An 11,459-nucleotide genomic window follows, 5' to 3' on the forward strand; every position below is an offset into this window, starting at 1 on the left:
TCTCCCGAAGGTCCATCGAAAGTGCCTTACCCACTGCTCGCCCTCCATCTTGTGGTCGGCGACAGTGAATCAGCAAAATAAGCCTATGTGAATCCCCCTTGATTCAGGTCGATTTCATCACGCTCTAGCTGGCACTCGCCATTGTCCTCGGACCAATGGCGGACAAAGGCTCGCTCCTCGATCTGCATTCACGCCGGGAGATCGGTTGGGCAGTGAGTAATCGCATGAAACCTGATTTCGCGATCCGCGCATCAAAAATGGTCATCGCGTTGCGATAACTGCCCAGGGGCTGCGTTCACCACACCGACCGCAGCAGCAGGTACTACTCACACGACTACCAGAAGCTGCTGCGACAGCACGGCTTTAAGGTATCAATGAGCGGAACCGGCAATTGTCACGACTGTGAATGTGGTATCGCAGCCTGACGGCCTGACCCATGCTACGATTGACTCCGTGTCATTGCGTTGACGTGTCGACCGTCAGGTTGCCCCGGCAGCGGGCGAGATGTGACTTTATAGGAGCCTGACGGTCTGCGTACCATCACAGTCCTGTCCGCTTCGATCGGTGCCCGGGCCATTCCAGCGAAAGGGCATTCATGAACCAGATCATCGTCGGCGTTGACACGCACAAATCCAATCACATTGCCGTTGCCATTGATGCGCATGGCGCCCGTTTAGGCAGCATGACCATTCCCACGACGCGGAAGGGATACAATGATCTCCAAACCTGGGGGTCCCAGTTCGGTCATGTCAAAGCCTTTGGCATCGAGGGAGCCGGCTCTTACGGCGCAGGCCTGTCTAGAGATCTGCAGGCCAGGGGCATAAGGTTCTGGACGTCATGCGGCCAATCGCCAGCTGCGCTATCTTCATGGCAAATCTGACTGCCTCGATGCCGAGAGCGCTGCCAGATCGGTGCTGAACGGACAAGCAACGGCCCATGCTAAGGCGCAAACTGGTTCGTCGGAGATGATCCGCCACCTGAAGATCGCGCGAGATAGTGTGGTCAAAGCCAAGTCTCAGGCGATGATCACACTGATATCGGTGCCCTGCCCGCCGGCCTCCAGCAGTCAGACAGTCACCGCGAGGTCCTCACTTAGCCGCGACGCCAGCGTACACCCCGCCGCAGCCACCCCCAACAATCACATAATCAAATGCCGTCATGACCTTCTTCTTGGAAAAAGCACTCTGGGGTTTGGGGCAAAGCCCCAATCGCACGCAGTGCCAGAAAAAATGCCTGGGCCAGCGGCCCGGGCACCTTTGGATCAGGCAGCCATGTCTTCAGATTTGGGGCCAAAGCGTCCATAGAAAGTTTCGCCTTTCTCTGCCAATTCGCGCAGCAATTTCGGCACCTCGAACCGATCGCCGAACTTCGCCGTTAACGCCTCGGCAATCTCAACCGCACGCGTCGCACCCAGAATATCCAGATAGCTGAACGGCCCGCCGGTCCAAGGCATAAAGCCCCATCCCAGGATCGCCGCGACATCGCCTTCACGGATGTCCATCAGCACACCATCCTCAAAACTACGCACCGCTTCAAGGGTTTGCGAAAAGGCCAGACGGTGCATCACCTCGGTCACATCGGGCTGCTCTTCCATAGGCGGATACTGATCGCGCAGCCCGTCCCACAGACCCTGACGACGACCGTTTTCGTCATAGTCATAGAAACCAGCCTTGGTTTTCTTACCCAGGCGTCCCTTGTCATGCAGGAAGAACGCCACATCGTCCGACGGGCTTTCAGGATAGGCATCGCCCATCGCGGCCTTGGTCGCCTTGATGATCTTGACCGCCAGATCGACCGCCGTTTCGTCACCCAACTGCAGCGGTCCCAGTGGCATACCCATCTGTTTCGCAGCGTTTTCGACCAGCGCCGGTTCAACGCCCTCTGCCACCATGCGCCAACCCTCGTTCATATAGGGAATGATGCAGCGGTTGGCATAGAAGAACCGTTCATCATTGACCACAATCGGGGTCTTTCTGATCTGGCGCACGAAATCCAGGGCCTTGGCCACGGCTTCATCCCCGGTCGCCTTGCCCTTGATGATCTCGACCAGGTTCATCTTGTCCACAGGGCTGAAAAAGTGGATGCCGATAAAGCGTTCATCATTCCGACTGGCCTTGGCCAGATCCGTGATCGGCAGGGTCGAGGTATTGGTGGCGAAAATCGCGTCATCGTCCAACTGCGCCTCGGCCGCTTTGGTGACGTCGGCCTTAACGCCCATGTCTTCGAACACAGCCTCGACAATCAGGTCACAGCCTTTCAGATCATCATAGCTGTCGGTCGGAGTGATCAGCGACAGCAGCGCCTCTTTCTTTTCGGGCGTCGACCGTTTGCGGCTGATGGCCTTGTCCAGCAAACCGGTCGAGTAGTCTTTACCCTTCTCGGCCGCTTCCATCTTCTGGTCCAGCAGCACGACCTCAATCCCCGCCTTGGCCGAGACATAGGCGATGCCCGCACCCATCAGGCCCGCGCCCAGAACACCGACCTTCTTGACGGTCATATCCTGAACGCCAGCGGGGCGGTTTGCGCCCTTTTCCAACGCGGTTTTGTTCAGGAACAACGTGTTGATCATAGCGCTGGACGATGGGTTCAATAGCACGTTCGTGAACCAGCGCGCCTCGATCTTCAGCGCAGTATCGAATGGCACCTGAGCACCTTCATAGATCGCAGACAGCATCGCCTTGGCCGCCGGATAAACGCCTTGGGTCTTGCCATGGATCATCGCACTGGCGCCGACAAAGGTCATGAAACCCGCGGGATGATACGGTGTACCACCCGGGAATTTAAAGCTTTTCTGATCCCAAGGTTTCAGAATATCGGCGTCTTTGGCGTTTTTGACCCATTCTTTGGCCGTCGCGATCAGTTCATTGGCTGGCACCACTTCATCCACCAGACCAGCAGATTTTGCGCGGTCGGGCGACACCATCTTGCCTTCCATCAAAAACTGGCTGGCGTTCATCAGCCCCAGCTTGCGGACAACACGGGTCGTGCCACCGCCACCGGGGAAAATGCCAATCAGGATTTCCGGCAGACCGATCTTGGCCTTCGGGTTATCGGCCACAAAGATGCGGTGACAGGCCAGCGGCAGTTCCAGCCCGATGCCCGCACCGGTGCCAGGCATCGCACAGGCAATCGGCTTGCCGCCTTTGTTGGTTTTCGGATCCATCCCTGCGCGTTCGATCTTGCGCATAACCTGATGGCCCTGCATCGTGAAATCGAACAGTTTCTGCGCCGGGTTATCGCCCGCCTCAGACCGCAAAGACCCAAGCGTGTTCAGATCCATACCGCCCGCAAAATCCTTCTTGCCCGAGGTCAGAACAGCGCCCTTGATCGCGTCGTCGGACAGAACCGTGTCGATGATATCGTTCAGTTCCTGAAACCCTTGCAGGGTCATCACGTTCATCGCCTTGCCCGGCACATCCCATGTGATGGTTGCAATACCGTCGGCATCGACTTCATGCGTAAATTCAGCCATTTATCTGTCCCCCCTTACACGCGTTCCAGGATCGTGGCCGACCCCATTCCGGCGGCCACACACAATGTTGCAAGGCCGATTTCCTTATCCGTGCGTTCCATTTCATCCAGCAGTGTCGATATCAAAATCGCACCGGTCGCCCCCAGTGGGTGACCCATCGCAATCGCACCACCGTTCACATTGACCTTGCCGTGATCGGCATCAAACGCCTGCATAAAACGCAGAACAACGGCCGAGAACGCCTCGTTCACCTCAAACAGATCGATGTCGCTGAATTTCATCCCGCTTTCGCGCAGGATTTTTTCGGTCACAGGCACGGGACCGGTCAGGTTCATCGTCGGGTCTGTGCCGATCTTGGCATTCGCCCGAATGCGCGCGCGGGGTTTCAGGCCATTACGTTCGCCGAATTCTTTCGACCCGACCAGCACTGCCGCAGCCCCATCCACGATGCCCGAGGAGTTACCCGCCGTATGCACATGGTTGATCTTTTCCAGATGCGGATACCGCAGCATGGCGACGGCGTCGAAGCCGGGCATAACCTCGCCCTGTTCCTTGAACGCGGGCTTCAGCGCGCCCAGGCTTTGCATATCGGTTTGCGGCCGCATGTATTCGTCACGATCCAAAATCGGCAGACCGTTCTGATCCTTGATCGTCACGACCGATTTCTTGAACCGGCCTTCTTCCCAGGCCTTCGCCGCACGTTTCTGACTTTCAACAGCGTAGGCGTCGCAGTCATCCTTGCTGAAACCGAATTCCGTCGCGATGATGTCGGCCGAAATGCCCTGCGGCACGAAATAGGTTTTCATTGCCAGATGGGGATCGACAGCCATCGCGGCACCGTCCGATCCCATCGGTACGCGGCCCATCATCTCAACCCCGCCCGCGACATAAGCATTGCCCGATCCGCCACGGATCTGATTTGCAGCGATGTTCACGGCCTCAAGTCCACTGGCGCAGAACCGGTTGATCGACACACCGGGGGTCTGTTCGCCATAATCGGAATACAGAACCGATGCGCGGGCAAGGCACCCGCCCTGTTCAGCAACTGCAGTCACGTTGCCCCAGATCACATCTTCGACCTGCGTCGTGTCCAGATTGTTACGCTCTTTCAATGTGTTCAGCACTTCGGCTGACAGCCGGACGCTGGTGACTTCATGCAGGCTGCCGTCTTTGCGGCCCTTGCCCCGCGGACTGCGGATCGCGTCATAGATATATGCTTCTTCAGCCACTTTGGCCTCCCCTTTTTTCAAAATGCCCAAAGGCAAAACCCTTTGCAGCGCGATGTGTTCGTCTGAAGCGCCTGACTACGGCGCAGATCGTTTTTATGCTCAACACCTAGTTGTAAAACCAATATCCTAAAAGGCGCGGAAAGTCCGCAGAACTTTGTAACGCTACGTAAAGAGAAATGGCCATGCCGCTGATCCCTCCCCATTTTTACAGACCGCAAACTTTTGACACAGCGGATGAAAATTTATTTTGCACTCGCTGACAAGACCAAATACCCCTAGATTCAGCAAAGTGACGTGATGTCGTCGCAACCGGAGGAGAGCGATGGACGAAACCAAGGCGCAGGCTGCGCTGAATATGGTCATGGATGCGGCCCCGCAGGTCAGCGCGATCAAAAAGCTGGACGGTGGCGTATCGAACTTCACCTATCTGGTTGAAACGGATGACAAACCGCTGATCCTGCGCACCCCACCACCCGGTGCCCGCAGCGGCAATGCCCATAACATGGTGCGTGAGGCGCGCGTGCTGCAGGCGGTTCATCCCGTCTTTGCGCTCGCCCCAAAGGCGATCGGGTCTTCGGATGATCCGTCCGCGACCGGTGACAGCTTTTTCATCATGGAAAAGCGCGAGGGGTTGATTTTGAAGCCCGGCCAGAAACTGGACATCACACCGGAGCAGGCGAGCGCCTTGTGCGACAGTTTCGTCGATGTTTTCGCAACATTGCATGAGGCCCCGATCCCGGACACAGCCCGCGATATCTTTGGCGACCCCGACGGCTTTGTCGCGCGGCAGGTCGCCGGTTGGACGAAACGCTATCACAAGCTGGGCCTGGCCGAGGATTTTACCGACCTGGTGGACTGGCTGGATCAGAACCAACCGCCGCCCAGCCCCCATACCTCGCTGCTGCATAATGATTTCAAATTCGACAACATGGTGTTGAACCCCGATGATCCGACCCGCATCATCGGTCTGCTGGATTGGGAACTGGCCGGTCGTGGTGACCCCTTGATGGATCTGGGCAATGCGCTGGCCTATTGGATCGAGGCCGCCGATCCCCCCACAGCCCATCAGTTCAAGCGCGGCCCAACCGATATTCCCGGCATGATGACCCGCGAAGACCTGATCGACGCCTATTGCGCCCGCCGCGGCTTTGAGCGCCCCGAAAGCATGACGTTTTATCAGGCGATGGGCCTGTTCCGACTGGCCATCATCGCACTGCAGGTCCACGTGCGCTTTGCCGGTGGGCCCGATGTACAGGGCCCCTTCCGCGATGCAGGCATCATGTTGCTGGGTCGCGCCACTGATCTGACGAAAGGCTGACCGATGGATTTTGCCCCCTCTGACAAAGCGAAAGAGTATATCGACCGCGTCACAGCCTTTATAGACGATCACGTTTATCCGGCCGAGGCGGTCTATAATGAACAGCATAATGCCAAAGGCGACCGCTGGTTCATCCCGCCCGTGATCGAAGAGCTGAAAGCCAAGGCGCGCGCGGCAGGTCTGTGGAACCTGTTCCTGCCCGACCCAGAACTTGGCGCGGGCCTGTCCGTTCTGGAATATGCCCCGCTGGCCGAAATCACAGGCCGCAGCCCCATCGCGCCCGAGGTCTTTAACTGCAACGCCCCGGACAGCGGTAATATGGAAACGCTGGCAATGTACGGGACCGATGCGCAGAAAGACCGCTGGCTGAACCCCCTGCTGGCGGGCGACATCCGGTCGGCCTTTCTGATGACCGAACCTGATGTAGCATCCTCGGACGCGACGAATGTGCAGTGTTCGATCACGCTTGAGGGGAATTCGACCTACGTTATCAACGGACGCAAATGGTGGTCCTCGGGCGCGGGTGATCCGCGGTGTGAAATCTTCATCGTCATGGGCAAAACAGACCCGCAGGCCGAAACGCACAAACAACAATCCATGATCCTTGTGCCGCGCGACACGCCGGGTGTGACGGTGAAGCGCCCGCTGACTGTCTTTGGCTACGACGACGCCCCCCACGGACATATGGAGATTGAGCTGAAGGATGTCCGTGTGCCTGCCGAAAACATCCTGCTTGGCGAAGGGCGCGGGTTTGAGATTGCCCAGGGCCGCCTTGGCCCAGGCCGTATTCACCACTGCATGCGATCCATCGGTACGGCGGAACGCGCGCTGGAACTGATGACCGAACGCCTGATCAGCCGTCAGGTGTTCGGCAAACCCATCGCCGCCCATTCGGTCTGGGAAGAACGCGTGGCGAATGCCCGGCTTGAGATCGAAATGACCCGCCTGTTGTGCCTGAAAGCCGCGTGGATGATGGATACCGTGGGTAACAAGGCCGCGCGCAAGGAAATCGCGCTGATCAAGATCGCGGCCCCCACCATGGCGCTTAAAATCATCGACGACGCGATACAGGCGTTCGGGGGCGAAGGGGTGTCCGGCGACACACCGCTGGCGGCGATGTATTCCTGGCAACGCTGCCTGCGCCTGGCCGATGGCCCGGACGAGGTGCACCGCCGCACCGTCGCCCGCATGGAATTCAAAGACGCCGCTGCACGCACCGGCATCACATTAGGGGGAAAAAGATGACAGAGCAGATTGCATTGGTGACCGGGGCTTCCTCGGGACTTGGCGCGCAGTTTTCAAGGGTTCTGGCGGCCAACGGCTATACGGTGATCGCAGCGGCGCGACGCGAAGACCGGCTGACCACCCTTTGTGACGAAATCGCTGATGCTGGCGGCAAAGCGCATCCGCTGCAAATGGATGTGACTGATATCGCGGGCATCGCCGCCACTTTGGATAAGACCGAGGCCATGGCCGGGCCGATCACCTGCCTGATCAACAATGCGGGCATCGGCACCGAACAACGCGCCACCGACGTGACCCCGGACGACTTCGACCACATCATGACCGTCAACCTGAAAGCACCCTTCTTTCTGGCCACCGAAATGGGCCGCCGCTGGATCGGACGCAAACAAGAGGGACGGATTGTCAACGTCAGTTCCTTGTCCGTCGCACGGGCCATCCCCGGGCTGACGACCTATGCCATGACAAAAGCAGCGATCAGCCATATGACCCGGATGTTGGCGCGCGAATGGATCAACGTCGGAATAAACGTCAACGCCGTCGCACCGGGGTACATCAAAACCGAAATCAATGAGGCCGCATTTGACACCGACAAAGGCAAACAAATGATCGCCATGATGCCCCGACGCCGGATCGGAGAGCCATCGGATCTGGATCAAACGATCCTCTATCTGGCCGACCCCGCGCAACGGTTCCTGACAGGTCAGGTGATCTATGTGGATGATGGCCAAGGGCTTTAGAACCGCGCATTGGCAACACTAATTATGTGATTGTACAAAATGGATTTCTCTGACCCGTTCAAGATGATTGCGCAAGGCCTGTCGACCATGGCCGAGAATAAACGGCAATCTTATCAAAACAATATGGATATTCTGGCCCGCTACGAAAAACGCGCGGCTTGGAAAAGCGACACTTGGACCTATTGGGATTTCGAAACGGCACCAGAGGAACGGGCGCTGCTCGACGGGCAAAAGCTGACAAAGCGACAGGTTGAGCAGCGCAGTCAGGAGTGGATCGCCAAGGATGCCAAGACAAAACCGCCCTTGATCCGTTTGATTGAAAAAGGTTCGCATGACGGAATGGCGGACCGGGTGCGCGCACTTGTCGAAGATGGCGAAGACCCCAACGGCGCCACGCTTCTTAAGGACACGCCACTCAGTTATGCACGCTACTGGGGTTACGATGATATCTTTGACCTGCTGATAGAACTTGGCGCGGATGGTGAAAAGGCGGGCTTTAGCAAACTGCATCACGCTGTGCGCTATGGCACGATCACCGATGTTGCGCCGCTGATCGGTACATTTGATATTTTATGGAAAAATTTTGATGCAACTTCGGTCCTGCATGAGGCCGTCACAGCGGACAAACCTGATGTCGTTGCTGCGCTGTTGGATCAGATAGCCGCCGAGGGACGGATTGAGGACGACGAAACCGCCTTGTGCTTTAGTCTGGCAGTGTCGCTGAAAAAAGCCAAGGTACTGGATGTGTTTCTGCAAGACGATCTGCGCTCGGAAATTGCACTAGATGCGACGTTGGAAACCTTTGACACAGACATGCTGAAAACACTGCTGAAACATGGCGCGGATGTGCATCAGATTTCAACCTTTCTACTGTTTCATAACGACCCACTTCATGTATTAGATAAGAATGGCCGACCAGCTATCATTGAGTATGTCAGGACATTAGTGGATGCGGGCTGGAGCGTCGAGGATCTGTTCGAATACGAACGCGCTCAAATTCGATATGTGACTGAAGCTTACCGTATTCCACCGCAGGATATCTCTTCCCCAGACTTTCTGGAGGGGGCTAAAATGTGTTCGGGCACCGCCAACCCCGAGGAACGTACGCTGCCTTATCATCTTGAGATGCTGCGAACAGGCGAAAGTTCCGATCTGGCGCGTCAGCGTATGACTGATCTGCCTTACGGTGTGTGGTCCGCAGATCGGTTTGGCCAATCGACGACCCGTCTGCCCGACGGACGTTGGGTTCAGATTGGGGGCGAGCATGAGGATAGCTATGATCCCGATTTCGTGATTTTCAGTGACGTTGTGGTTCAGGGTCCGGGCAATGACGTCCGTATTTTCTTCTATCCGGCATCGGTTTTTCCACCTACGGATTTTCACACGGCCACTTTGATTGACGACGCGATCTGGATCATCGGCGGGCTGGGCTACGCAAGCGACAGGCAAGATGGCGTCACACCTGTCTTTCGTCTTGATCTGGCTGATTTCAGCATGCACCGCGTCCAGACCAGTGGCGACGCCCCCGGCTGGATAAGCCGCCATAGGGCCCAGGTTCATGGATCAAGAATCACTGTTTCCGGGGGCAAAGTGTCAGTCCGCGGCCAATATTGGGATTTATCAGGCAACTATGTGCTCGACACTCAGACGGGCCGTTGGACCCAATTGACATAACGTCTGACTAGGCAGCTTTTTCGGCTTTCTCGTCAGTTTCACTGGTGTCTGGTTCGGGCGAGGGCTCTTCTTCAATCGGACTTTCACCCTCATCTTCCGGTGCCGGCAATGACAGTGCTTCGTCCTGCAACTGGCCTGGCAACGCCAATGAGATATGGCCGCTGGCCGGATCGACGGTGACTTTGGGCTTATTCGCCTGACGACCGATCAGATCGTTCAATTCATCGATCACGCGCTCGAATGCCTCGCGCTGAGTTTCGACCTTGGCTTCGATTTCATCCCCGCGTTTGCGAAACAGAAATTTGAACATGACAATCCCCGCTGTGACCTTCAGTTACTTAAACTTAGTCTATCAAAGGCCAAGAAAAATAGTTCCTGACCCCATGTTACGGAAGGTCGCAACTGCGACACAAGGAAAATTCTTCGATCTGCCAAAAATTCACGCGGCCCGCTTGTGCTAGGCGCGGCTTTGTGATGATTTTTTCCGCCCTGACAATGGGTTACGCTTCGTTTCCAGTTCAACCGAAAAAAGCTCTTTCAACTCGTCGCGCGTGACGGATTTAGGCTTTTTCTGCCCTGTGACGGCAGGTTGATGCTGCCCCTTTTTCCCAAAGGCCAATAACTGGCCAAGTCCGCTGATGCGTACCATTTCGTCCAACCCCAATCTTGCGCCGCCTCACACCCAAAATGATGGCAGCCTCGCCCTTATTTCCGCCTTTTTTTTGCCATCATCTCAAAAATCTGTTTTCTGTCAACGTGTTGTGGGATGTTTGGTTACCAAAATCTTACCCGTGATTCTTTTACAACGCTTCCTGAATGGGTAATTGTGAACCATTCCGACCATGTCATCGTTTAAGAAACATGAGACATATCAAAAGCATCCTTGTTCTGATCGTCACGCTTAGTTTCGTGATATCGCCTTTTCTGACACGTGATTTTAGCGGGTTTCGCGCGGATCAACTGCCGATTCCGCAGATTGATCCGCCCGTTCAGCCGGCGGGATATGCTTTTGCGATCTGGGGCGTGATATATATTTGGCTTGCGATGTCAGCGGTTTACGGGGCGATCTTCAAAAGAACCAGCGCGGACTGGGACGCGGCGCGCAGCGCGTTGATCATTAGCCTTGGGGTCGGGACATTCTGGTTGGCGATCGCGGTGCGCAGTGCGGAGTGGGCGACGGTTTTGATCTGGGTGATGCTGATCAGCGCGATTGCTGCGTTGATCAAAACGCCACGCACAGATCGTTGGGTTTTTCAGGTGCCGATTGCCCTTTATGCCGGATGGTTGACGGCGGCCAGCTCGGTTTCGCTTGGATTATTGGGCGCTGGATATGGTTTTGTTTTCAATCAGATAGGCTGGGCGTATGCCGGGCTTACGGTAGCAACAGTGATTGCCTTTGCCGTCCAGCTAACACGGCCGGATGCCCCGGAATATAGCCTGGCCGTTGTCTGGGCCCTGATCGGCGTCATTGTCGCCAACATGGGTGAAAACATCGGTGTGCAGGTCTTTGCCGCCGCGGCCATAGTCATTTTGGCCGCGGTTTTTCTGTGGCAGCGGATCGGCCAAAGGAACGCAACGTCATAACTCTTAACCGCCCGTACGCACGCCAAATCGCATGTGCAAATTGCACATTTTTGGCGAAATCGGCCAGGGCGAACGAGGCGTTTGTGGCAATTTGTACGTTTCGTACGCAGCTTTTGTACGATTCCGGGACGTACGAAACTGCCTGTCAATAAGCGCTGCGGTGTGGGAGATCTTTAATACTCGGCTCGCGTTAACGATTT

General features: G+C 56.4%; 10 protein-coding genes and 1 pseudogene. 7 read left to right on the plus strand and 4 right to left on the minus strand.

Going from position 1 to position 11,459, the window contains the following annotated elements:
* Positions 1–173: 173 nt before the first annotated feature.
* A pseudogene (locus H7848_RS11900) lies at positions 174–401 on the plus strand (DDE-type integrase/transposase/recombinase); the annotation flags it as partial.
* A gap of 194 nt (positions 402–595) precedes the next feature.
* Positions 596–880, plus strand: a complete 285-nt coding sequence (locus H7848_RS19875; RefSeq protein ID WP_237072719.1) for an IS110 family transposase — start codon at positions 596–598, stop codon at positions 878–880.
* 381 nt (positions 881–1,261) lie between these two features.
* Here the strand turns inward: H7848_RS19875 and H7848_RS11910 are convergent, their stop codons facing one another.
* Positions 1,262–3,472: a 3-hydroxyacyl-CoA dehydrogenase NAD-binding domain-containing protein gene (locus tag H7848_RS11910; protein ID WP_208351785.1), complete on the minus strand. Its 2,211-nt coding sequence runs from the start codon at positions 3,470–3,472 to the stop codon at positions 1,262–1,264.
* 14 nt (positions 3,473–3,486) lie between these two features.
* Complete coding sequence (locus tag H7848_RS11915; RefSeq protein ID WP_208351787.1) at positions 3,487–4,701, minus strand: acetyl-CoA C-acetyltransferase; 1,215 nt, start codon at positions 4,699–4,701, stop codon at positions 3,487–3,489.
* A gap of 322 nt (positions 4,702–5,023) precedes the next feature.
* On the opposite strand from H7848_RS11915, the gene H7848_RS11920 reads away from it, so the two are divergent.
* The 4 genes from H7848_RS11920 to H7848_RS11935 are packed head-to-tail and all read left to right on the plus strand — an operon-like array spanning position 5,024 to position 9,675.
* A complete protein-coding gene (locus H7848_RS11920) occupies positions 5,024–6,019 on the plus strand; it encodes a phosphotransferase family protein (RefSeq protein ID WP_208351789.1) in 996 nt (331 codons plus the stop codon).
* Positions 6,020–6,022: 3 nt separating this feature from the next.
* Positions 6,023–7,264 carry an acyl-CoA dehydrogenase family protein gene (locus tag H7848_RS11925; protein WP_208351791.1) on the plus strand — a complete coding sequence of 414 codons (1,242 nt, stop codon included), beginning with the start codon at positions 6,023–6,025 and terminating at the stop codon, positions 7,262–7,264.
* Positions 7,261–8,001 carry an SDR family oxidoreductase gene (locus H7848_RS11930; RefSeq protein ID WP_208351793.1) on the plus strand — a complete coding sequence of 247 codons (741 nt, stop codon included), beginning with the start codon at positions 7,261–7,263 and terminating at the stop codon, positions 7,999–8,001. Before H7848_RS11925 ends, H7848_RS11930 begins: the two co-directional genes overlap by 4 nt.
* Positions 8,002–8,040: 39 nt before the next feature.
* Complete coding sequence (locus H7848_RS11935) at positions 8,041–9,675, plus strand: ankyrin repeat domain-containing protein (protein WP_208351795.1); 1,635 nt, start codon at positions 8,041–8,043, stop codon at positions 9,673–9,675.
* 7 nt (positions 9,676–9,682) lie between these two features.
* Here H7848_RS11935 and H7848_RS11940 read toward each other — a convergent pair whose 3' ends face one another.
* Both H7848_RS11940 and H7848_RS11945 read right to left on the minus strand, forming a co-directional pair.
* Entirely contained in the window at positions 9,683–9,985 is a 303-nt protein-coding gene (locus H7848_RS11940; RefSeq protein ID WP_208351797.1) for a hypothetical protein, read from the minus strand.
* 147 nt (positions 9,986–10,132) lie between these two features.
* Entirely contained in the window at positions 10,133–10,324 is a 192-nt protein-coding gene (locus H7848_RS11945; protein WP_208351800.1) for a hypothetical protein, read from the minus strand.
* Between the two features lie 212 nt (positions 10,325–10,536).
* On the opposite strand from H7848_RS11945, the gene H7848_RS11950 reads away from it, so the two are divergent.
* Complete coding sequence (locus H7848_RS11950; protein WP_208351802.1) at positions 10,537–11,259, plus strand: hypothetical protein; 723 nt, start codon at positions 10,537–10,539, stop codon at positions 11,257–11,259.
* Positions 11,260–11,459 lie beyond the last annotated feature (200 nt).

Origin of the sequence: Pseudaestuariivita rosea (assembly GCF_017592335.1) — a bacterium.
Taxonomy (GTDB): domain Bacteria; phylum Pseudomonadota; class Alphaproteobacteria; order Rhodobacterales; family Rhodobacteraceae; genus Parasulfitobacter; species Parasulfitobacter rosea.

Coding starts and splice junctions, on each gene's coding strand:
- H7848_RS11910 (WP_208351785.1), bottom strand. CDS start 3,472: ATGGCTGAATTTACGCATGAAGTCGATGCCGACGGTATTGCAACCATC.
- H7848_RS11920 (WP_208351789.1), top strand. CDS start 5,024: ATGGACGAAACCAAGGCGCAGGCTGCGCTGAATATGGTCATGGATGCG.
- H7848_RS11925 (WP_208351791.1), top strand. CDS start 6,023: ATGGATTTTGCCCCCTCTGACAAAGCGAAAGAGTATATCGACCGCGTC.
- H7848_RS19875 (WP_237072719.1), top strand. CDS start 596: ATGAACCAGATCATCGTCGGCGTTGACACGCACAAATCCAATCACATT.
- H7848_RS11935 (WP_208351795.1), top strand. CDS start 8,041: ATGGATTTCTCTGACCCGTTCAAGATGATTGCGCAAGGCCTGTCGACC.
- H7848_RS11945 (WP_208351800.1), bottom strand. CDS start 10,324: ATGGTACGCATCAGCGGACTTGGCCAGTTATTGGCCTTTGGGAAAAAG.
- H7848_RS11930 (WP_208351793.1), top strand. CDS start 7,261: ATGACAGAGCAGATTGCATTGGTGACCGGGGCTTCCTCGGGACTTGGC.
- H7848_RS11950 (WP_208351802.1), top strand. CDS start 10,537: ATGAGACATATCAAAAGCATCCTTGTTCTGATCGTCACGCTTAGTTTC.
- H7848_RS11940 (WP_208351797.1), bottom strand. CDS start 9,985: ATGTTCAAATTTCTGTTTCGCAAACGCGGGGATGAAATCGAAGCCAAG.